Annotated in this window: 18 protein-coding genes; 8 read left to right on the top strand and 10 right to left on the bottom strand. The window is 55.8% G+C overall.

All coding sequences use genetic code 11. The features are described from left to right. Positions 1-56: 56 nt before the first annotated feature. A complete protein-coding gene (locus tag BLP65_RS06170; RefSeq protein WP_092994050.1) occupies positions 57-1,154 on the top strand; it encodes a DegT/DnrJ/EryC1/StrS family aminotransferase in 1,098 nt (365 codons plus the stop codon). 147 nt (positions 1,155-1,301) lie between these two features. Next, positions 1,302-2,423: a lipid-A-disaccharide synthase gene (lpxB, locus tag BLP65_RS06165; protein WP_092994365.1), complete on the top strand. Its 1,122-nt coding sequence runs from the start codon at positions 1,302-1,304 to the stop codon at positions 2,421-2,423. 50 nt (positions 2,424-2,473) lie between these two features. On the opposite strand, the gene nadE is transcribed toward lpxB, so the two are convergent. The 8 genes from nadE to BLP65_RS06125 form a co-directional block, all read right to left on the bottom strand. Next, positions 2,474-3,484, bottom strand: a complete 1,011-nt coding sequence (gene nadE, locus BLP65_RS06160; protein WP_245688246.1) for an NAD(+) synthase — start codon at positions 3,482-3,484, stop codon at positions 2,474-2,476. A 3-nt stretch (positions 3,485-3,487) separates the two neighbouring features. Further along, a complete protein-coding gene (locus BLP65_RS06155) occupies positions 3,488-5,092 on the bottom strand; it encodes a class I adenylate-forming enzyme family protein (RefSeq protein WP_092994047.1) in 1,605 nt (534 codons plus the stop codon). After that, entirely contained in the window at positions 5,085-5,345 is a 261-nt protein-coding gene (locus BLP65_RS06150) for an acyl carrier protein (protein ID WP_092994044.1), read from the bottom strand. Before BLP65_RS06150 ends, BLP65_RS06155 begins: the two co-directional genes overlap by 8 nt. Continuing rightward, positions 5,329-7,308 (bottom strand): asparagine synthase (glutamine-hydrolyzing), encoded by a 1,980-nt coding sequence (gene asnB, locus BLP65_RS06145; RefSeq protein ID WP_092994041.1) that lies wholly within the window; start codon positions 7,306-7,308, stop codon positions 5,329-5,331. The genes BLP65_RS06150 and asnB overlap by 17 nt, the downstream gene beginning before the upstream one ends. A 13-nt stretch (positions 7,309-7,321) precedes the next feature. Then, on the bottom strand, positions 7,322-8,224 hold the full coding sequence (locus tag BLP65_RS06140) for a glycosyltransferase family 2 protein (RefSeq protein WP_175452464.1): 903 nt from the start codon (positions 8,222-8,224) through the stop codon (positions 7,322-7,324). 56 nt (positions 8,225-8,280) lie between these two features. After that, positions 8,281-9,342 carry a FemAB family XrtA/PEP-CTERM system-associated protein gene (locus tag BLP65_RS06135; RefSeq protein WP_399351283.1) on the bottom strand — a complete coding sequence of 354 codons (1,062 nt, stop codon included), beginning with the start codon at positions 9,340-9,342 and terminating at the stop codon, positions 8,281-8,283. Beyond that, positions 9,278-10,270 carry an XrtA system polysaccharide deacetylase gene (locus tag BLP65_RS06130; protein ID WP_092994032.1) on the bottom strand — a complete coding sequence of 331 codons (993 nt, stop codon included), beginning with the start codon at positions 10,268-10,270 and terminating at the stop codon, positions 9,278-9,280. Before BLP65_RS06130 ends, BLP65_RS06135 begins: the two co-directional genes overlap by 65 nt. Before the next feature lie 68 nt (positions 10,271-10,338). Beyond that, positions 10,339-11,889: an XrtA system polysaccharide chain length determinant gene (locus BLP65_RS06125; RefSeq protein WP_092994029.1), complete on the bottom strand. Its 1,551-nt coding sequence runs from the start codon at positions 11,887-11,889 to the stop codon at positions 10,339-10,341. A gap of 403 nt (positions 11,890-12,292) precedes the next feature. Here BLP65_RS06125 and BLP65_RS06120 point away from each other — a divergent pair, with 403 nt between their 5' ends. The 4 genes from BLP65_RS06120 to BLP65_RS06105 all read left to right on the top strand — a co-directional run bounded on the left by BLP65_RS06120 (position 12,293) and on the right by BLP65_RS06105 (position 16,516). Then, positions 12,293-12,616 (top strand): hypothetical protein, encoded by a 324-nt coding sequence (locus BLP65_RS06120; RefSeq protein WP_092994026.1) that lies wholly within the window; start codon positions 12,293-12,295, stop codon positions 12,614-12,616. 15 nt (positions 12,617-12,631) lie between these two features. Next, positions 12,632-13,786 (top strand): glycosyltransferase family 4 protein, encoded by a 1,155-nt coding sequence (locus BLP65_RS06115; RefSeq protein WP_092994023.1) that lies wholly within the window; start codon positions 12,632-12,634, stop codon positions 13,784-13,786. Positions 13,787-14,747: 961 nt separating this feature from the next. Continuing rightward, entirely contained in the window at positions 14,748-15,146 is a 399-nt protein-coding gene (locus BLP65_RS06110; RefSeq protein WP_092994020.1) for a fibronectin type III domain-containing protein, read from the top strand. An 83-nt stretch (positions 15,147-15,229) separates the two neighbouring features. Beyond that, positions 15,230-16,516, top strand: coding sequence for a right-handed parallel beta-helix repeat-containing protein (locus tag BLP65_RS06105; RefSeq protein WP_175452463.1), 1,287 nt, complete (start codon positions 15,230-15,232; stop codon positions 16,514-16,516). A 54-nt stretch (positions 16,517-16,570) separates the two neighbouring features. Here BLP65_RS06105 and BLP65_RS06100 read toward each other — a convergent pair whose 3' ends face one another. Beyond that, positions 16,571-17,911, bottom strand: coding sequence for a glycosyltransferase family 4 protein (locus tag BLP65_RS06100; protein ID WP_175452462.1), 1,341 nt, complete (start codon positions 17,909-17,911; stop codon positions 16,571-16,573). A gap of 927 nt (positions 17,912-18,838) precedes the next feature. On the opposite strand from BLP65_RS06100, the gene BLP65_RS06090 reads away from it, so the two are divergent. Both BLP65_RS06090 and BLP65_RS06085 read left to right on the top strand, forming a co-directional pair. Continuing rightward, complete coding sequence (locus BLP65_RS06090) at positions 18,839-19,975, top strand: glycosyltransferase family 2 protein (RefSeq protein ID WP_092994009.1); 1,137 nt, start codon at positions 18,839-18,841, stop codon at positions 19,973-19,975. Next, a complete protein-coding gene (locus BLP65_RS06085; RefSeq protein WP_092994006.1) occupies positions 19,975-21,105 on the top strand; it encodes an aminotransferase class V-fold PLP-dependent enzyme in 1,131 nt (376 codons plus the stop codon). Before BLP65_RS06090 ends, BLP65_RS06085 begins: the two co-directional genes overlap by 1 nt. 177 nt (positions 21,106-21,282) lie before the next feature. Here the strand turns inward: BLP65_RS06085 and BLP65_RS06080 are convergent, their stop codons facing one another. Continuing rightward, positions 21,283-22,695 carry an O-antigen ligase family protein gene (locus BLP65_RS06080; RefSeq protein ID WP_092994003.1) on the bottom strand — a complete coding sequence of 471 codons (1,413 nt, stop codon included), beginning with the start codon at positions 22,693-22,695 and terminating at the stop codon, positions 21,283-21,285. Positions 22,696-23,000: the final 305 nt, after the last annotated feature.

Below are 23,000 nucleotides of genomic sequence, written 5' to 3'. Positions count from 1 at the left end.
CGCTTTGGGCGTTTGCGGTAAATAATCCGGACTAACGAATTCAAGGAGTTCCCGATATGATCCCCATGGTGGATCTCAAGGGCCAGTATCTCGCCATCAAGGACGAGATCGACGCCGGCCTGTTGCAAGCACTGGAAAAGACGCAATTCATTCTGGGCCCGAATGTGCAGGCCTTCGAGCGGGAGACCGCCGAATACCTGGGGGCGGAGCACGCCATCGGGGTCGCCTCCGGGACCGACGCCCTGCATCTGGGACTCATCGCCGCGGGAATCCGCCCGGGCGACGAGGTCATCACCACCCCCTTTACCTTTATCGCCACCGCCGAGGCGATCCGCTACGTGGGCGCCACACCGATCTTTGTGGACATCGATCCCGCCACCTTCAACATCGACTTGGCGAAGGCAGAAGCAGCCATCACCGAGCGCACGCGCGCCCTGCTCCCCGTGCACCTTTTCGGTCAGCCGGTGGATATGCAGGCCGTCGGCGCATTGGCGGAGAAACACGGCCTTTCCGTAGTCGAGGATTGTGCCCAATCGTTCGGTGCAGCCGTCGGCCAGCGGAAAACCGGCACCCTCGGTGCGGTCGGCGCCTTCAGCTTCTTTCCCAGCAAAAACCTGGGTGGTTTCGGCGACGGCGGGCTGGTCACCACCAACTCGGCCGCCATGGCCGAACACCTGCGGGTCCTGCGGAATCACGGCAGCTGGAAGCAGTACCATCACTCCGAGATCGGTTTCAACAGCCGCCTGGATGAGCTTCAGGCCGTCATTCTGCGTGCCAAGCTCAAGCACATCGACCGATACAACGACAGCCGCCGGCGGGTCGCCCACCGTTATACTTCTGCGCTGAAAGAGATGGCCGACGTTACGCCGCCACACGAGGATGGCATCGGCCGCCATGTGTACCACCAGTACACACTGCTGTCGGAGCGCCGGGATGAAATCATGCAGGCGCTGCGCGGCAACGATATTGCCTGCGCTGTCTATTACCCGATCCCGCTCCACCAGCAGGAGGTGTTTGCCGAAGCGTGCCGGGGTGTCGAACTGCCGGTGGCCGAGTCCGTGTCCGCCCAATGCCTCTCCCTGCCGATTTTCCCCGAAATGACCGATGAGCAGGTCGATACAGTGATCGGCGTTATCCGGGAAACCGTCGCCTGAACATTTTAAAAATAGCCACAGAGATCACGGAGATCACAGAGAAAGCCGAGGTTAAAAACTGAAACCGGAAACTCTGGCGTCTTGCAGGATTTTTTACTATGACATCTTTGAATCTCGGTGAGCTCTGTGGTTAAGCAGCAGCGGGTGATGATCATTGCCGGGGAGGCCTCCGGCGAGTCGCGGGCGGCGCGGTTGGTCGAAGAGGCACGCCACCTGCGTCCCGAACTCGAGTTTTTCGGTATAGGAGGGCCGCGCATGCGCGCTGCCGGGGTGGAAACCCTGGTGGACTGCCGCGATATGGCCGTTCTCGGGCTGTTCGAGATTCTCAGGCACTTCCGCTTTATCTATGGCGTCCTTCAGCACATGCGCCGGCTCCTGGCGAGCGAACGGCCCGACCTGCTGGTGTTGGTGGACTACTCCGGTTTCAATCTGAAACTCGCCAAGAGCGCCAAACAGCTGGGCATTCCCGTTTTTTATTACATCAGCCCCCAGGTCTGGGCCTGGCGCCGCAAGCGTGTTTACACCATCAGGGAGTACGTGGACCTGATGGCAGTCGTCTTTCCTTTCGAGGAGTCGTTTTACCGCGAGTATGGGGTACCGGTGCGTTATGTCGGTCACCCGCTGGTCGATGAAGTCGGCAGTGACTTGACCCGCGACGAGGCCGCCCGCAGCTTCGGCCTCGACCCGGACCGGCCGATTATCGGCCTGTTTCCGGGGAGCCGCCGGAGCGAATTGCAGCGTCTTCTGCCGCTATTACTGGAAGCCGCCACGCTGCTGCAGTCGCACATGGGAGAGGCGCAATTCCTGTTACCCCAATCATCGAGTCTCGATCGTCACGAAATCGATGTTCACCTGCAGAACAGCAGTGTCAACGTCACCACCGTGGAAGAGTGTTTTTACGACGTCACCCGAGCCTGTGATGCGATTGCCACCGCATCGGGCACCGCAACGCTGGAAGTCGCCCTGATGGGTGTCCCGCTGACCGTCGTGTACAAGGTGTCACCGCTCAGCTTCGCCATCATGCGGCGGCTGATAAAGCTCCCGCACATCGCCATGTGCAATATCGTAGCGGGCCGCGAAGTGGCACGGGAACTCCTCCAGGACGAGGCAACGCCGCGGGCGCTGGCCGCCGAGCTTGAAGAGCTCCTGCGGCCGCAAAACCATGCCCGCTCAGTGGCAGCCCTCAAAGAGGTGCGCGAAAAGCTCGGTGAACCCGGCGGCGCGGGGCGCGCCGCCGAACTGCTCGAAGGCATGCTGCCGAGTCGATAACGGCTTTTTGACTTCACCGGGTATCAGGCGGTAAACCACCCGACAGACTGCTAGTCAGCACAAAGCAGCGGCGGTGCGTGAAGGTAACTGGCCATCTGCCGCTTCTTTTCGATATCGGCATAAACCCGCAAGGCCCCTTCGCTGCCGATATTCAATACGTTTCCCAGTTCCTGCACTGCGCGACCATGATCATAGGCCCAGAGCGCCAGGTCCATCTCGCCGTACGGGAGTGCGAAGTAGAATTCGTCCTGGCTCTGTGAAAGGCTGTAGGTATCGGTACTCGGCGGCGCCATCCGGATCGACTCGGGGATATCAAAGTGCTCGGCCAAAGCATACACCTGAGTTTTATAAAGATGGGCGATAGGCTTGAGATCGGCCGAGCCATCGCCGTTCTTCACAAAAAAACCCAGTTCATACTCGAGCCGATTGGGCGTACCCACCACCGCATAATTGAAGCGGTCCGCGTAGTGATACTCCAACATCTTGCGGACCCGCTGCTTGAAATTGGTGGCAGCGACGATTTCCAGGTACTCATCCATCCTCAGGCGCTGCTCGTGCAGCTCTCCATCCGGAGATTCGACCACCAGGTTGAAATGATTAATCCGCCCATCCGTGCCGCCGCGAATCACGATTTTGTTGCGCCAGTCACTACCGTACTCGGGGAACACCCGCCGAATGGCGTCATCACGCGTCTGGTAACAACCCAGCGCCTGCAGCGTCGCCGTGATATCACGCACCTCATAGCGGATACCCAACTGTTCTGCGACCATCCGCCCCTTTTCGAGGCTTTCACCCGAAGAGTCGTCTTCCGGCATCAGTAACGCGAACACCCGCTCCGGTCCCACCGCCTCGACAGCCAGCGCGGCACAGACACTACTGTCTACGCCTCCGGACAGGCCCAAAACCATGCCGCGCCGTTTGAGGCTGGTGCGGAGGTGCTCCCGGATCCCGCGACCAATCTGCCCGGCTTCTGCAGAAGGATCCAGCTGCAGGACGTCATAGCTCAGACTCGATTTCGCCTTTATTGAATCTGTCATCGAACCCGGCATCGAATCTGCCATAGGTTACACCCTCCTTAATGCGGCGCCTTCGCCTGTTGTCTGTGCAAATTCGGCAGAGAGATGTTGCTTGTCCACCTTTCCGTTGGCTGTCCGAGGCAACTGGTCCATAATTTCAAACCGCTTGGGAACCATGAACGGCTCGAGTCTTTCGCTACAGCCCGCCTTCAGGTGTGCGGAAGTGATCTCATTGGTTCCATCCGGTTCGACAAACGCCCAAATCGCCTGACCGAGGATCGGATCCTCGACACCGAGTACCGCCGCCTGGTGGACACCTTCGATCCGGCAAAGCGCCCTCTCCACCTCTACGGGACTCACCTTTTCACCACGGCTCTTGATGACATCATCCGACCGTCCGACGAAATAGAGAAAACCATGCTCATCCGAACGAAACAGATCCTGAGTGCACAGCATGCGCTCCCCCGGCCAATACCCCGGCCTGAGCATCCGGGCCGTCTGTTCGGGGCGTCGCCAGTATCCCAGCATCACATGCGGACCCCGCACGTGAAGGATTCCTGTCTCTCCGGGCTCAGCCCGTGAGCCATCGTCGCGCAGCACAAACGCCTCCGTACCCGGAATCGCCTTACCCACGGAACCGGGCCGGAGCGACAACTGCTCCGGATCGAGCCAGGTGGCCCGCTTGCATTCGGTCAACCCGTACATGCTGAAAACCAGCGCTTTCGGAAACACCTCTTGCAGCCCGGCGATAAAACCCTCTGGAAGCGCTGCGGCAGTGTTGGTAACCCGCTGCACAAACGGAAACGTTTTACCGTTGCGCCGGTAGCCATCGATCAGGTTGGCAAACAGTGTCGGTACGCCGGGAAACACCGTCGCCCGCTCTTTTTCCAGCCGTGCCAGCACCTGTCCTGGAAATACAAACGATCTTTCTAGTATCAGGGTCGCTCCGAGTTGAACCGACATCAGTAGCTGGTACAGGCCGTAATCGAATGCCAAAGGCAAAACACAGAGCACCCGATCGCTTTTAGATAGCCGCAGATATTCAATAATACTGGTTGATGCAAACACCATGCTCTGATGGTTCTGCATCACGCCTTTGGGTTCCCCGGTGCTGCCCGAGGTATAGATCAGCGCCGCCAGATCGGTGGCTATCACCGGTTGCGGCTCGATCAGAGGGCTCGCTGGGTCGTCAATGATGTTCTCGATGCGCTCGAAGTGAGCGGACTCGCCGCTCACTGCCGTATAACCGAGGGATGCGACCGCTGTTGTGGCATCGCCCAGCGATTCGACCAGCTTGGCTTCCCCGATAAGCGCAGTTGCCTGGCTGTCCTTCGCAATGAACAGAAACTTGTCGGGCTTGGTCTGCGGGTTGATCACGGCCAGCACTCCACCCGCAATCCATACTGCATAAATCGATACCGCTGCTGCCCATCCGTTTTCCAGCCAAAGCAACACCCGATCTCCAGGCCGGACCCCACGCGACTGAAGGGTACCGGCCAGGCGCCGCGCAGAATCCCACAACTCGCGATAGCTGTGCGGCACACTGTCGGCGATCACTGCCACCTTTTCGGGTGATCGTGATGAACTCAATACCAGGGCATCGTGCACGAGCCGCTGAATACCGGGCGTATTGGTACCAGCCCGCTCAGGCATTTGCCGCGATGCGCTGTTTCCGAGAGACAAAACCCACGATTTGCTGAATCGAGTCGAGATTGTCGGGAAGGAGTTCGTCATCGGCAACCCCGATGCCGAATTCCTCCTCAAGAAAGGCCACCAGCTCCATCACACCGGTAGAATCGATAATCCCGCGATCCAGCAGGGATTCCTGGTTTTGCAATGCGGAATCATCGTCAGTAAAAAGAAAGTTATCGAGGATATAGGCGCGAACATCATGCTCGATGGACATTGTACTCTCCGCTTCCTTGCAGGTTGGATTGCTTGGATGCCGTTGCGGCATTTTCAATAAAAAACTGGTGCCATAGCTGCGTCGACAAAATGCCGACAAAAGCCATGTTATCTTTATAGCCTAGCGTGCCACCACGTGCCATCTTGCGTTGCAGCATCGCCACTCGCGTCGGATCAAAATAACCATAATCGCGCAGCTTCTCCGGCTTCATCATTTCATGTATGAATTCCGGGACTTGACGATTCAGGAACGGCGCGGATTCCGGAGCCCGATACGGCTGCTTGGTCCGCTCCGCAATGCGTTTCGGAAGGTACCGGCCCACTGCTTTCTTGAGCAGGTATTTTTCCGTAAGGCCTCTCATTTTCAGGCGCGGATGGATCCGGTTCGCGAACTCGATGATGCGGTGATCAAGAAAGGGGTAGCGTCCTTCGACTCCATTGGCCATCAACATGCGATCGCCCTGGGAACACAACAAATAACCCGCCATCAAGGTCTTCGACTCGATATACTGGGCTTTCTCGAACCAGTGCCAACGGTCAAACTCGGCGGGCAGTAGGGAGCGGGCCGATTCATAGCCGGAGAGGACGTATTCCTGCATTCGTTCCGAGAAAAAACCTTTGGTGGCCCCTGTGGTGGTCCATCGGGGGACGTGAGAAAACCAGGGGCTGTCGGGCTCATGCAGTCCGCGCCCAAAGAACTGTTTTAGATAGGCCAGAGATTGTCCACCGGCAATATTCAGATAAGGATAGAGCCGCTTCAACAATGCTGGGCGAAATTTCGAGTCGGGATTCCGGGACCAAAACTGTCGAATCTTTGCTTCCTTGAAGATATCGTAACCGCCCAGAACTTCATCGGCCCCCTCTCCAGTTAATACGACCTTGTAGCCCTCATCCCGCACGTGACCTGACAACAGCTTCATGGGTGTCGGTGCGGTACGAAGCAGAGGGGTTTCCGCATGCCAAATCGTTTCCGGGAAGGACTCGGAGATATCACTCAACCCGCACTGAAACGAACGATGCCGAGTTCCGAGGTGCGATACCATTTCAGCCTGGTAGTCAGACTCGTCGTACCCCTCCTGGTCGAAGCCGATGGAAAAGGTCTTCAATGGCGCGCTGTCCGCTTGGCGAATGAGAGCAGCAATGGCCGAGGAATCCAACCCTCCGGACAGATAAGCTCCAACTGGAACATCGGACCGAAGACGAATTCGAACTGCATCTGCCAATAGTGATCGCAATTCCTCTGCCAATTCCTCTTCGTTCCGCTCGTCGTAAGTTCCGTCCGATGGATAACTCCAGTCCCAGTAGCGGTGGAGGGACATCTTTCCGTTTTCGACGGTCATGAGGTGGCCCGGGGGCAACTCGTGAACTCCTTCAAACAGCGTGTTCGGGCTAAGCGGCGCCCAGTAGGTCATGACCTGTTCCAGGGCCTCCAGGTTGGCACGTGGCGTTCTTTTCTGAACCGGCTGGATCGCCTTTACCTCGGAGGCAAAGAAAAGCCGCTCACCCTCTTCCGAATAGAACAGCGGTGCGATCCCGACCCGGTCCCGAACCAGAACCAGCTTTTCCTGTACGCTGTCCCACAGGGCGATGGCGAACTGACCATTCAGCTGATGCACGAACGCTTCCCCGTGATCCTCGTAGAGATGTACGATGACCTCCGTGTCGGATTCCGTGCGGAAACTATGTCCGGCCGATTTCAACTGCTGGCGAAGTTCCGGGAAGTTGAAGATTTCGCCATTCAGGACTACCCAAATGGAGCCATCCTCGTTGGCGAGCGGCTGTTTCCCGCCCTCGAGGTCGATGATGCTGAGCCGTGCATGAGCCAGTCCCACCGGCCCGAACCGACGCACATCGGCCCCATCCGGTCCACGATGGGCCAGTGGTGCAATCATTGCCCCCAGTTCAAGGCTGCCTACCGCCGGTGCTCCCCGACGCAGGTTCAAAATACCCGCTATTCCACACATACCTGTGACCTGTCTAGTTCCCTGCGCTGTAAAACCCCTGCGGCAGAATGCATTTCACCAATCCTTTCCAGGCACCCACCAAAGCAGGTTCGAACCTGATGGCCTTTACGAAATCCAGTGCTGCTGCAGCACGATCCCCTTCAAGGGAAAGATAGTTGATCCCTCGGCGGAGATAGGAAAGTGCCTCTGTCTGCCGAATGCGCTCCTTACTGACCACTCCGGGAAATTCCTGCACAAAGCGCTTCCGTATAATGGCATCCGAATCGTGCCTCCCCCTGAAGTTATGGGAGCACGTCTGACCACCCCAGCTCCTCCACAACAAGAGCGGCCCCGGCACATGGATAAATTTCCACACCACAGAGACACGCAGCCAGAGATCGTAATCCAGACCCATGTTCAGACTTTCCGAAAAGCCGCCCGCTGCATCCAGGGCCCGCCTGCGCGCAACCGCTGACGACATAGGTATGAAGTTTCCGGAAAACAGCGGTTGGGTGATACGGCCCGAGTATCGCTTCACCTTCGGAAAATACTGCACGCTCGCGTTTTCATCCATTACGACCACATCGCTGTAGACCACGCCGACCTCCTGGTCGGCAGAAAAAGCCGGCATTTGGCGTTCGAGCTTGTCTTTGGTCCAAAGGTCATCCGCATCCAGGAAGGCGACAAATTCGCCCGTCGCCAACTCAAGCGTGAGGTTGCGTGCCTTTCCCTGGCCCATGTGGTCTCGCTGAAAATACTTCACCCGGCCGTCTTCCCGGAACTGCTCCATCACCTGTCGGGTATCATCGGTAGAACCATCGTCCACCACGATGATCTCTGCGACCGGGTAGGTTTGCTCCAGCGCCGAAGAGATAGCGGTGGCGATGTGCTTCCCCATGTTGTGGGTAGGGATCAAAACACTGACTGTAGGCTCCATGCTATTTATCCTTGCCTCTGGACACCTGCCGGGGGGTGTTATTTCCGGCCGGCAATTCATGGTAGATTCTTCACGATTCTGGGACCCAGCTGATTGGCCACACTCAGCGGCAGCCTCTTCCACAAGGCTATGGCGTGCTTGAACTTGCCGTTTTTCGGTGTCAGGTCGGGCAACTCCCCACCCTCCGGGAGCGCATAGGACCAGTACAACGGTTTGGCTACGGCTCCCCATTGGCGCTTGAACCTGTAGGTTCCGCTCTGATAGCTCGATCGGCCGAAATCGAAGGTCCTCGCACCCTTGCTGATCGCTTCGGACAAGGCGTTCCAGTACAGCAGCATGTTCACGCCGAGACGATTATATTCTCGCAGCGATGATGCCCATGGGATTTCCATAGTCTCTTTGTCCAAAAGCAAAATAGCTGCTGCGACCGGTTTTTTGTCAACATGGACCACTCCGATGCTTGCCCTGTCGGGAAAGGTCTGCAGCATCTCCACAAAGAATCTTTTGGGGTAGACCGGCGTCCCCAAGTCCCGCATGTTGCGCGCAAAGACGCTGTAAAAGTCATCGATACGCTCCCGGCCGCCACAAACAAATGTTGCCCCTTCCCGTATCGGACGGCGCACCTGCGATCTCACTTTTCCTCCCAATTCACGCCAGAGTTGGTCCGGATCGGGAGGTAACTCCCTGAGCATCGCCACCTTATCCTTTCTCACTGGATAATCAGCGTGTCGCACCACCGTATCCCGGAACTCGATATGACCCACCCCCATTTTCTTTGCACAAGTCCACGCCTGCTTCATCAGATCCGCTTCAATGCGGGATTCGGTACCCAACGCTCCGCCATAATTGAAAAACGGGAGTGAAATCTGATAGGTGCCAAACAGCCTGCTTCTGATCTCGACCAATGGAAGCACACCCGTCAGTTCCCCATCGTCGCCTGTATGCATCCAATAGTGGGTTTGGTGTCCAAAGACACGCTCAATCAGCCTGCCCCACTCCAACTGGTGGTAGAGAGTTCCTCTTCCGTGGGACGCTACGAATGCATCCCATTGTTCAACCTCTTTCTCCTCGAAGTCCCGCGCGTGCTTGCAAAGGCTCTGCCGTTTTCTTGAGGCGATTCGTTCGGGCCGTTGTCTGCTGTTCACGTGCAACTGCATCATAGGAAGTGACCATGCTTGTTTTTCCAGGAATGTCCAGGTAACCCAGTTCAGTCAGTACGTTCCTGGCCGTATCAAACCGAAAATCACTTAGTAGCCGGCCCAACCGCCGCTCACAGCGACTCAGGTTCAAGTAATGACGGAATCGGGATTTCAGACCGGCCGCAAGCCGCGGCTGCTCCGTGTCAATCTCCCAGGGATGGATATAAAAAATGAAACGCCGAGTTCCGATCTTGCCGGCCCGTCGTAAAGCCGCCCGGGTAAAGGCATAGGGGTAAAGCCTAAAGTAACCACCTCCCCCGACCGGCAGGTTTCGACCGAACATAGGAACGGTAGCAGGTGGAAACTCGGTTAACAGACCGGAGCTTGTCTTACGTTGGTGGATATCCCGGGGTGAATCGGGTACTCCATAGATATCCCTTCGCACCGGGAAAATGCTGGAATCGTACTGAAATCCAACCTCGCTCAGGATATCCAACGCCCATAGCGATTCTGCCGTGACGGACCAACTGGCCGCCCGGTAGCCGATCACCGGCTGCTGCGCCTGCTCCTCGAGGATCGCCTTTGCCCGGACGGTTTCCTGAAAGAAGGTTGCTCTGTTCTGCTGGTAGATCAGTGCATGACTGTACCCGTGACAGGCCACTTCGTGTCCGTTGTCGACGATGCGCCGGACCAGATTGGGGTACTTTTCCGCCACCCAACCGAGGACGAAAAAGGTCGCCTTTACCGAATGGTGCTCGAACAGGCCAATTAGTCTGTCGGTGTTCTGCTCCACCCGGGGGGGCAGCTTTTCCCAGTCCGCTCGGGTTACGGAGTGACGGAAAGCAGAGACGTGGAAATAATCTTCCACATCCACGCTCAGTGCGTTGCTCGGTCTTTCCTTGACCACTGCGCTCTCCCTGTATTTGGTGTCCGATTACGTAAGAACCGAATCGCTATCGATCATCACCGCCCGGGTTATCCACTCGCCGGGGGCACAATCATTCCCAGTTGCGCCACCGTAATACCCCCAAATACAAGAACGAGCGCCAGAACAACAAGCCCCATCAGCCAACGCTCCCGCACCTTTCGCTTTTTATGCTCCGGGCTTGATATCAGGGCTACACTACCGATGACCTCCATTCCGCCAAGCTCTTCGAGCATGCTGCGCGTATAGACCGCCGGTCGAACCTGAGAGAGAACCGCGGCAAGTCCGACTCCCATACCTAGAGAGGCTATCAGGACAAGGCTGTTCAACACCGGTCGATTGGGTGCAGCCGGGAAGACCGGCTCTCTCGGCGGATCGATGATCTTGAACTTCACCTTCTCTCCGGTCTTGTCCACATCCTCGGAGATTCGGGCTGCTGCCATTCTCTCCAGAAGTGTGTTGTACCGTTCCTTGTGCACGTTATAGTCACGTGTGAGGCGCTGTAGCTTGGCTTCTACCTGCGGCAAGGTCTTGGTTTGCTTGCGAAGAGCCGCAACGCGGTCGGCGTATTCGTCCCGTTTTACCTGGAGCGAAGCGATATCGGCGTTGGTTTCCCCGAGAGTCAACTGCAATTGCTGAACCATCGGATTGGTACCTGCATCCTGGTCACCGACGTTGTCGCGCTGCCGCCGGAGCTCCTGCAGCGTCGCCTTCGTTTCCCTGTAGTCCGGATGAAATTCGGTGTAGCGTAGCGAGAGTTCGTCAAGATGACTTTCCAGTGTCAGGATCCGCTCTTCCAGAGGCGATCGGAACGGCTGACCATCCGGGCCGAGAATGACACGCATCTCTCTGGCCTTGTCCAATTGCGACTGCAATTCATCCCGGCGACGCATCGCTTGCCGTAAATCCAGTTCAGCTTCCGAGAGAGCTCCGCGCGCCTGCTGCAAGCGTTGGAAATAGGAGCCACCCTGCTCGGGCAAGACATCGGCATACTTCTCCTTGAATTCTTCGACACGTTTTTCCGACGCCAAAAGTTTCTCTTCGTAGGCGCTGATCTGCTGCGACAGGAACTCCTCCGCCACTTTTGAATCGTGCAGTGAGTCTTCCCTGGTTTTTCCCATGAAGGTTTCCAAAAGAGCCAATACGATCTTTTTGGCCGTCTCCGGATCGTCATGATTGCTGTTAATCGTGTAGATATCCGGGGCAGCTCGCGGATTACCAGCACTATTACTGGCTTCTATTTCAATAGACCTCGCCAGATTGATGAGGGTCCTCTCATGCTCTTCGGGAGTATCAGCGGTCTCTGTAATACCCACCTTTGTGGCGACAGCTTCGAGATTGGGTCGGCTCAACAGGACTCGGGTCATCGCCCCTAGCCGATCGCCGGCATCCTGGGTGTCGACCGATATGCCCTGAAGCAGGGGTTTCAGAATACTATCGGTATCGATATAGACCTTCGCCTGTGCCGAGTACTGGTTGGGCATTGCGCCAACAAAAAGCCAGCCCCCCACCGCAACAAGCCAAGCGACTGCCAGTGCCTGCCATCGGTATCTCAAGGCTTCCCGCGCATACACGACGATCTGCTGAAAGATTTCGTTCACGAACTTTTCCCTTGGTAATGAAGACCCGGAGTAATGTCTATCGTGCTCGGCTACTGAATATTGTCACAGCGAATGACACCGGCCATGGTAGAGACATTCCCGCGCCGGTCGGCAAACGCACCGTATTGCCGAATACACCATCACGTATAGCTCTGTTTCATACTCCGCGCAAACCACCTAACGGTGGTGTTCATTCAGTACCATCGCTGCCGGGCGGCAATTGAACTTTGGTCCTATAGTATGGAAGGGAGCAATCGAGGTGAGCGAAGTCCGGGGTTTGTTTTGCACCAGATTCGATCGTGGATGGCACCAGCCAGATAAAAAAGCAGAAACTTTTCGACCGCCATTTCGTTTGCGTACGCCTCCAGGGCGGTATGCCGACTCCCACACAGGTTCGAAATCAATGTTGAAACCAATCATCAAGGGTTCGATCGGCTTTATCGTTGCCACGACGGGATACGATCGGCGTTCTTTCGGGGTGACTCGCCTGATCGTGCTGATGTATCACCGCGTTTGGCTTTTTGAAGAGCCCAATGACTCAACCGTGCAGCCTGGCATGGCCGAATCCGCGGACACCATCAAAAGTCAGCTTGATGTGTTAACCAGCCACCATCGGTTGGCGCATCTTTCGAAATGGTTTATCCGGTTTCGATCAGGCGCCCCACACCAGGGCATAGGGACTTCGCACGCACTCTTTCGATTTCACCTCTCTTGCTTAAATCGGTAGATAGGGAGCACCAAGATGCCATCAACATCAAAGCAGTCTATTCTGCTTCTTTTCCCGGGTCCGAAATACGATCTCGACCGCCAGTTCGGCGAACGACTTGCATTGCTTTCCCGCGATTTTGAGGGCGAGGTCCTGACATCGGGCAGCAGTGATGAATCGAGGACCTATGATTCATTTTGCCTGCGTGCCATTCATCGCAACCGAGTTATCAATATCCGCTTTGCACTCTTTGTGATAGGGACAGCCCTGAGGCACCGTCTCGGCGGCCGGACCTTTGATCTGGTCGTCTCCTATGACCCCATCAAAACCGGTATTCTGGGCATCGTCGCCGCGCGGATTCTGAAGGCAAAAATGGTCACTGAAGTCAATGGCGACTACGCCGAGGACATTCATTATGTGGATGAGGTGACAGGCCGCAAGGCAGTCATCAAGAAGGCCCTCTACGGGCTCATTATTCGTTTTGTGCTGCTTCGTTGCTCAGGCATAAAGACACTATATCCCGGCCAGCTCGCCCCCTTTCGGAAGAGTCTCAAAAAGGGCCAGAAACTTGCCAGCTTTCACGATTACATCAACCTGCAGGGCTTTTCCCGTGGAGATGAAGAGAAGATCGTTCTTTTGGCGGGATTTCCTTTTTACGTGAAGGGCGTGGATATCCTCATCTCCGCCTTCAAAAGCATATCAGACCGGCATCCGGACTGGCGCCTGAAAATCCTCGGCTGGTACCCGAACCGCGACCTCTTGGACCGGCATATCGCCGAACACCCGAAAATCGAATTTCATCAAGCCGTTCACCATCGTGATATGCCGGATCATGTTGGCCGCGCCGGAATCTGCGTACTTGCTTCCAGAACCGAAGGCATGGGCCGCTTTTTGATTGAAGCGATGACTGCAGGCAAACCCCGCATCGGAACACGAATCGGTGGAATCCCACAAATCATTGAACCGGGTGTTGATGGTCTGCTGTTCGATGCAGAAAACAGGGAAGAGCTGGCGGCGTGCCTGGACCTCCTGATGGGGGATTCGGCACTCCGTCAGCGTCTTGGTGAGGCTGCGCAAAGGCGCTCCCTGAATTATGGTACAGATAGCTATTATCGTCAGCTCCGCAACTTCTATTTTGAAGTGCTAGGGCAGCCATTCGGGTCGGAAGCCACTGTTTCGACGGAGTCCTGAACCGCAAGTAGCTAGTGGGTCCCAGTGTGACACTCAGAGCCCGCGAATAGGCCAAGGCAAGGCGCGCTACGCAGGGAATGGCCCACCGGGCCGAATGCCTGTAGGTCGGCCTTCAGGCCGTCATCGGGTTCCAACGGGCTAAAGCCCAACCATCGCCGGCGACAGGGCCAGCGCGCCCTTTGATATGCATGATGTGCAGGGATGTACGAATGCCGCGAGCACATGGATGCGCAGGAGCGGCCCAAGCAGTGCACAAATCCGCCGAGAGCGGATTTGGATAGCTGTAGGCTGGCCCGAAGGGCAGCCCCCATGGACGAGGGCCGCAACGCAGTATTGCCCCTTAGCGGGGCTCCCTTCGGGCCGGCTCACAAGCACCCTCGGCTCCGTTGCAGTCGCTTGAATTGGCTACGACCAGTCCTGCGCCTTACCGTAGGCGCTTGTGAAACCGGCTAAGTATTGCACGATTTCCCGTACCACTAGTGTTCCAAACGTTCGGAAATCCTTGCGGGCCCGGCTTCCCCGCTTCCCGGGCGGAATGCAACAATGCGCCAGCTGGATCTACGCGCACACACCCAAAGCGCCCCATCAGCTACGCCTTACCGCGGCCATGAAACCGCCACAAGGCTTGCAACTGAAGAAGCAGTAGCCGAATGCCCAGATTACTCTGCTGGAACTACGGACCTCCCCCCGGCGACATTACATTCATGATCCATATGGACACGGCAACCGCTACTTCCAGGCCTGTTTTTCCACCATCGACTCCGCCGTGGACAGCATAACGAAACATCTCCTCGAGGCGGGGTACTGAACCAGATCTCGCGGGTTGTGAACTCCGACACCCTCTGCCAGGTTAACACTCGCTAACGCTACGCCGTTCACAGGTCCGTTGTGACTCGCGCCGACGTACTGCTGCCTGACGCATTGCTAAAGTCTGCGCTCCGAAATAAACCGGAGAGCCCAAATGCGTTTTGCAAAACCCAGTCCGATGCTGGGAATCGTCTTGACCGGATCCCTGCTCCTTGTCGGGTGCGGTGGTGGTGGTGGAGTCGACGGTACTGCCATGCCAACCGACACCTCACATGTTCCAGCCGGCAATGGGGCCGCAACGCTCGCCTGGACGCCTCCCCTGGAAAACACCGATGGCTCCAGCCTCAGCGACCTGAACGGTTATCGCATTTACTATGGCGAATCCGCTGGTGACTATCCTTATGCGATAGAGGTTGAAAATTCCGGCCTTACTGCTTACACCATCGAAAACCTCGCTAACGGCATCGAGTACTTCTTCGTAGTTACGTCGATAAACTCCGAGGGAATCGAAAGTGCCTATTCCGAAATGGTTTCGACAGTCATTGATTCATAAGGTCCGACATGAAATACGTCCCTTTGTCCAGACACTTTATAGTCCCCTTTGTCACACTTTTGCTCCTCATGACAGCGCCACAAGTGGCCCTTTCGGTATCGGGAGACACCTTCTATGTCGATGCCGGAGACCCTTCCTCCTCGGACAGCAATGATGGCAGCGAATCACGCCCCTGGAAGACCATTCAAAAAGCGGCATCAACCCTGACTGCCGGAGAAACCGTGCTTGTCAAAGCCGGAACCTATACCGAACTTTATTCAGGCTATCCCAATACCGGAATTACCGGTCTAAAACTACAAAATTCGGGAACGGCTGATGCTCCCATCACCTTCAAGGCTTACCCGGGTGACCATGTGGTCATCGACCAGCAACATCAGGGAACCGGATTCTATATTCTCCAACGGAACCATATCGTAATCGACGGCTTTGAGATCAAGAATGCCCGTTCAGGGGGGGTGTATACCACGGATTCCCCCGAAGGCATCGTGGTCAAAAACAATCACATCCACCACATCGACGGCAGTACCGGCGGCAATGTTGGCGGTGTCAAATTCGACGACTGTGGCTACTGTACGGTCGACGGTAATCGGATTCATGACATCTTTGTCGGTGGCACAGCGTACAACCAGAACGTTGCCGGCGTGCATAGCTTCGATATGCACCACACCACGATATCCAACAATGAGTTCTCCAATATCTATCGCGGGGTATATCACAAGCGCTCCTCCGGGCAGAAGGGCGTCACGATCCGTAACAACACATTCCGCAACCTCTATAATACCGGTGTCATCTATTCGGTCGCCGGAACGGGCGACGCCGGCCATAAAGACCAGGAAGTGTACGAAAATATTTTTGACAATGTCCCGACCGGCGTGAAATCCACAGTCTGGGAAACTTCAACGGTCAATGACGGCCTTTCTATCTATAACAATGTGTTCAATACCAAAACTGCCATTTCGCTGGCGGGCCACCAGGGCGTGGAGATATGGAATAACATCTTTCTCAGTAGTGGCGAACAGATTGTGACCATTTATCATTCGAACGGATGGGATAACCGGATCGACTACAGTGACCACAATCTCTACGACAACGCTCTGTCGAATATCCTCGAGCGTTATGGCAACGAGCACACTTTCGGCTCATTGGAGGCATGGCATGATGCAGCAAACACGTCATGGGTAGCCGGGAGTCCCGGGGCCAACAGCCTCGTCGACAGCTCGGATTGTGTCAATCCTTCAGCAGGTGACTACCAGCTGCTGGATACCTCCGTCGCCAAAGGTGCCGGTCGTTACGGTGATGATATCGGAGCCTATCCCAATGGCGGGGGCAGCATCCGGCCGCAGCCTCCGACCAATGTAATTGCTCAGTAATACGTGTACGCTCTCTCTGAGAGGCAGCCGCTTGCGGCTGCTTTTTTTTTGGGTTTATTTATCCCCCTCCAAACTGGACTTGACCACCTCCGGGACCATGCGGGCGGGTTGGTCCACTACTGTCCCGCCGTTTTTCCGTCCAGAAATGGATCGGTAATGGGCCGCCAGTTGTCGACCAATCGCAGAATAGCTGTATCTTTTCTCCACCAATCTGCGCGCCGCCTTTTCCATTTTCGTCCGCACCGCTTCGTTGTCCAGTAGCAAGCCAATCTTTTCGATGTAGTCATCGGTTGTGCGTGCCAGAGCCACGTCGATGTTATCAGTCACCGCAATACCTTCACAGGCGATGGGATCCGCCACTAGCGCCTTACCCATCGCCAGAGCATCCAATACCTTGAGCTTGGTACCGCCCCCATCGGTGATCGGACAGACATAGACCGATGCGGCGTCGATATAAGGCCTCACATCGTCAACGAAACCATGGACGCGAAGATTCGGTTCCGATTCAGACAAGTTCACGAGTTTTTGTGGCGGCGCGGCACCGATGATGTCTACCAAAAGGTTAGGGAAGCGCACTTTCAGTGCTGGCCAGAGTTCCTCGGCAATGTACAGGGCTGCCCGCCGGTTCGCGTAAGCACCAAGCCGCCCGACAAAGATGATGCCACCGTTGCGCGTCTTCTCTTGCGAAGGGGCAAAATAGTCCAGATCGACCCCGTTCGGGATTTCGGCAACCTTTTCAGAAAGCGATGGCGCAACATCGACCAAACGTTCCGAGTCGAGTCTTGAACAGGTGATATGCAAGTCCGCCAGCGCCCCTCTGGTCGACTCGTAGCGCCTGATTTTTTTACCTTCCTGCAACATGTAGAAGCGACGAAACAGACGCCTTTCGTTGCTGGCTCTGCGCAACATCATCTGCGATTCGATGTTGTGGTGGTTGAGCAAAAGTGGAATTCCTTCGAGTTCGTCCCGGTACTCGAGGAGACTGATGGTGTCCAGGTGAACCACGTCGTACTGGACACGGGCTACCTGTTTCCTTATGCGCATGGCCATAGCGCGCGAGCTCAGCCAATTGACGGTGTATGGCTTCGCCCGGAACAGACTGCTCACCAATAAACCTGTCCGTCCGGTCCGATTGATGTCCTCGGGAAGGGCTTCGAATTGCACGGTCCGGCAAAACTGTTTTAGCTCGGAGTGAGCGGTCTGTAGGGCAATATCTTCGTCTTCATCAAGATATCTGAGATACGGGCGCTGAACAAAAGCTACCAAATCGACCGCATGGTAACGACAGACCTCGCGAAGGAGGTTAAAGCTTCGCTGTAACGCCCCCCCCTTTGGCGGGTAGGGGACCAAATGGGAAACCCACAGGAGCTGCAATCTTCGGTCATCGTGACTCATGTCTTGTTCCGCTAATTTGTTCAGGGCACCAAGTAAGCAATGGCGGATTCCTTTTGAGGTATTCCTCCGTCTCCATCGTTGGTGGACCATTACCAAAATTTAGAAGCCATATTGCTCAGGAGCCCTGGCGACCAAAATCCTTGCCGCGTCCAGAAACAGATCTGGCCTTTTGGTGGGGACCAGCCTGCCAACGAACGCGACCTTCAACCGCTGTTCCCGGCGAGAAGTATCACTGGGTTGTGAATCAGTCGTGGCCAACAACTCAGAGATATCTATTCCATTGGAAACCACCCGCACATGTCGGCTGCCATATGCCTTCGACAGCTTGGCTCCCAATTCCTCTCATACCGCCACTACCGCTGATTGCAGAAGCCGCCCCACCAGCCAGTCCGTCGACCTGAGCGGCCCCTGCTTCACGGCCAGGAATCGTTCGACCGGCTCCGGCGCTCCATGCACCGTGCCGTGCGGATAGCGTAGACGCCGGGAAATGAAAATCCTGCGAGCGCTGCCAACAGATTCTCCTTGCATCTGTACTATGCGCGATGCGGTGGTGAACTTACGCGTACCGTGAGATAGCCCGACGAAGAAGCTGGAAATACCGCTCTCACACTCCGGCAGGACGAGGAGATCAACCCACTTCTGCCTCAATTCCCGCGCCAGAGCGCCCTCCTCAAAAGAATCACCGAGACTTGTACCCCTCCCGTCTGCAATTGCGACTTGATCAGATTACGATTTGCACCTCGGCTCCAGCCCAGAGATCACCCCATGCAATATGAGTAATCTTCAATACGTTGGTCTCTTTTTCCATCCCTGGCGAATCCGTGATTGCTTGGTGCTAACTTTAGACTATTCGTTATTTTCAGACATGCGGATCAGTCGATCCCGCCTTTACCCTTTTTAACGCATTACCTTGTTTTCGGGAGGAGCATGGAAACCATTTTCTGGCTGGCTTTGGCAGGAAGTCTTTACAGTTACGCCTTCTATCCCGCTATTCTCACGCTGTTGCCGAAGAGAAAGAGAGTAAAACGAAACGAGCCGCAAGAGTGGCCGTCGGTGGCGTTGATTATCACCGCGCACAACGAAGAACGCAGGATTTCTGCAAAACTTGATAACTGTTTGGAACTGGACTACCCGTCGGACAGGTTGTCCATCATCGTGGCCTCGGACGCATCAACCGACAGAACCGACGAGATCACTCACTCCTACTCCGGGCGCGGCGTGCAGGTGATTCGCGCCCATACGCGGGAAGGAAAGGAGAACGCACAACTCCAGGCCATCCGGTCGACCGAAGCACCGATACTGGTGTTTTCCGATGTCGCCACCCATATCGGACCGGGAGCAATAAAAAGGGTTGCCATGCAACTGAGCGACCCTGCGATCGGGGCGGTTTCCAGTGAGGACCGGTTCGTTACGGCAAACGGTCAGGTGGCCGGCGAAGGCATTTATGTCCGCTACGAAATGTGGCTCCGCCGTCTTGAATCATCGGTTAACACGCTGGTCGGGCTCAGTGGCTCTTTTTTTGCGGCCAGGCGTTCAATCTGTGCTGACTGGGATACCGGTTCACCCAGCGACTTCAACACTGCGATGAATGCGGTCCGCCAGGGCTATCTGGCGATATCCGACCCAGGATTGCTCGGCATTTATCCCGACATAAAAAACGAAAACGGCGAATACCAGCGGAAAACCCGCACTATTTTGCGAGGACTGACGGCATTAGCCAGGCATGCAGAAGTCCTGAACCCCTATCAATATGGTCTGTTCAGCTTCCAGATCTGGAGTCACAAGGTCATGCGCTGGTTGGTACCCTGGTTTCTGGTTACCATTCTTTTTGCATCTCTCAATCTCGCACTTGGCGAAGGGTCAAGATTCTTTATTGCAGTGCTGGCTGTTCAGATTTCGCTCTATGGACTGGTCGCCGTCGGAACCGTATCGCGCCAGTCGCGTAAGCGCTGGTGGATCAAGATTCCTTACTACTTCGTTCAAACGAACCTGGCAGCGGCCCATGCCACAGTCGCCTACCTTCTGGGTCAGCGGGTTATCACCTGGCAACCCTCGGTACGCTGATGATGGACGTCCTGCCTCCTGCTGGTGAGCCGATTTCCATACGATCGGGTTTCGGAATTTCGGCTAATCCGTTCGACCTTCCGTATGACAGCGTACACTTCTACGGATCAGGTACCGCCGCTCTGGCTGCTGCCATGCGCGCCGCCATTTCCCTCGCGGAACAGCCCAGCCCGGAGATTATTATTCCTGCGTACGGGTGTCCGTCGTTGATAAGCGCAGCGCGGTATGCACCTGTCTGCCCCGTCCTGGTGGACCTTCATCCGGAGACGCCGTGGCTCGATATCCGGGAAGTCGAAAGCCACGTAACGGATAATACGGTTGCGATACTGGCAATTAATCTTTTCGGAATTCCGGAACGGCTGGAAGCACTGCGGGGATTGGCTCGCAAACACCATTTATTTCTGATCGAAGATGGCGCACAATCGTTTTTCCATGACTTGGCCGATGGGCCTCGCAGTGATTTTCTGGTGTTGAGCTTCGGAAGGGGGAAGCCGGTGTCACTGCTTGGTGGCGGGTCAGTGCTGGCGCGTACAAAATTACTGGCCGATTATCTTCCCGCTCCGGATTCCACAGCATCCCCAAGCCGATTCCGGATCGCGGCTATCGCCTATAATCTACTGCGCAATCCTCACCTTTACTGGATTCCCAAGCGCTTGCCCGGACTCTCCCTCGGAGAGACTTCCTATTCGCCCCTCAGGTCTTTAACTGCGATGGACGCTGCCCGTATTCGCGCCTTGACGGCAAACATCGCAGCCGCAAGATGCCGCACCAACGACTCCATACTGCGGATGCATCATGCCATTGCGCCATTTCATGCAAACGCGGTCGTCCTGGATCTTCTGGCATTCTGCTGTGAACAGCCATTCCCCCGACTATCCCGGTATCCCTTGCTGCTACCCGATCGCAACCGCAGAGACACTCTCCTGAAACGCCTTGATGCCGCGGGATTGGGTGCTACGGCCATGTACCAGACCCCCCTGCCCGAAATACCCGGGATAGACCTTGGCGTTCAGTCCTTCCCGGCTGCAGGAGATTTTGCCGACCGGCTTATCACCTTGCCAATACACAGCGGTGTCACGGACAGGCATATCAGTGCCATCGTTTCAATCCTCGGGGATTTCAACAACTAGTGTACTGTTGCATGCTTGGCGGTGCTTTCAGCAAGCCTTCGGCTGTCCGAATCCGCTCCCGGCGGATTCGGACAGCGCTTGACAAGGGAGTGACCATTGCCTGCGCGCTGCGCCTTGTCCTGACGTTTTTGCGGGACTCTGAAAGTATCGCCAAGCATGCAACAGTACACTTTCCCCTTACTTCACTCCCATAACGCTTCCCGCTCTGTTTCCTGGCGAATAAAGTGCACCCTCGCCCCTTAGCTGTTCCCTGTGCCGAGCGACAAGGCGTTCCAGGATTACCGCAACCGCTATCAAGTACCAAACGTGTGGATAATACAGTACCGAAAGAAATGCACCTGTCGCCAAATAGCCGAACAGTCCGACAAGTGCAGCCCGGGACAATAGAATGACTTCGGAATGCCTTGCCTCGATTTTGTCCGGCCGCAAGGTGGCGTAGAACCTCGGGATGGATCGCAGCATGCGCGAGAGCCTCACAATAATAAGCCCGAATAGTATCGTTCCCGTGAGGCCCAGCTCAGCGATAAGGGAAAAATAGGCGGAATGCGCAACCCGTCCCCAACTCACCTTGTTATGCCGGATGTCGTATTCGGGGTCTCGTATCTCATACTCGTAAATCTGGTACGGAAAGTTGTTGGCACCAACCCCGAGAACCGGATTATCGACGAACATCTCCCATGCCCTGCCCCAGTAGTAGAAGCGCTTTTGTGCTGTACTTTCCGTAGGGTCAGTGATGGTTTTCATCTCTTCCACATACTGTTCCGAGGCAAAGAGCAAGGCAATCAACCCAACAAACCCAAGAAGCAAACTGTTACGAAGACGATTCTCCGAAAACACGATCACTCCGCATGTCACGATCAGCAGACCAACAAAGCCCCCTCGAGACATGGTTGCAATCACCCCCAGAACGAGAGCAACCGTTGCTCCCAGGTAAAGTAGCCTCTCTTTTCTGGAATTACCCGGCGACTTGCTCATGAAAAATGCGTAGGGGATCGCAATATTAAGCGCCAATGCAAGGTCATTTTCATCGCCAAGAAAGCTGCCGGGTCCTTTTCCTCCGTTCAATATGCCCAGCACGGCAGCCACGACGTGAAACAGCAGCCAGAGTCGGATAAACTTCTTTAGACGTTCATGGCTGTCCACGAAGGCCATTAGCGGCAACACACCCGCGAGCAGCGTGATCAACATGCCTTTTGTGGTGACGAAGGCGGCATGGTTGTTCACCGCATAGAAGACGCTAATCACAATCAGCGCAATGAACGCCAGATACACCCGCACCAGAGGAGTCTTCAGATATCCCTTTTCGCTTTTCGTCAGCCACAGCGAAAACAGTAAAACGGCAAGAATGAGGCCGGGACGGATGATCCCAAGCGCAGCCACATAGTCTTGAGGTCTAACGTACTCCAAAAACAGGAACGCCATGGCCAGTATGAACCCGGCAGTCGATCGTTTTGGCAGTCGGCGAATTCCCTGTGTTCTGCGCCACGTTGATTCTTCGCCCGGCAATGCAAGGGTGTCTTCGGTGTTGTTCATAAACTGGCCGGAAACATGAATGGTGCTCGTAAGTATAGGCAGGTTGGAGCGAAACATCGGCGGTACTTGTGGACCTGAAGACGGTCAAACCCGACTGCAGACCGGTCCCAAGGCCTTTAGCCAACCGTAGATATATCGCAATAGATGCTGCCCAACTTCTTTTATCGGCGCAGCTCATCGATGGCATCACAGCGAGAGTTGAGCGAGTGCTTCCGCCACATCGGTGTCGAGCCAGAGTTTAAGGTCGAGTGCCTGCTTCGACCCCGAAACAGGGCCAAGAGTCATCGCAACGACCGAGTTCTGCTACGCCTTGCGCGAAACGGGCCGATCTTCCCCCAGACAAAAGGCCCGTCCCCGAGCGG

The sequence above is a fragment of the Thiohalomonas denitrificans genome, from assembly GCF_900102855.1.
Lineage (GTDB): Bacteria > Pseudomonadota > Gammaproteobacteria > Thiohalomonadales > Thiohalomonadaceae > Thiohalomonas > Thiohalomonas denitrificans.
Note: the sequence above shows the minus strand (reverse complement) of the source record. Positions and strands in the feature narration are given on the sequence as shown.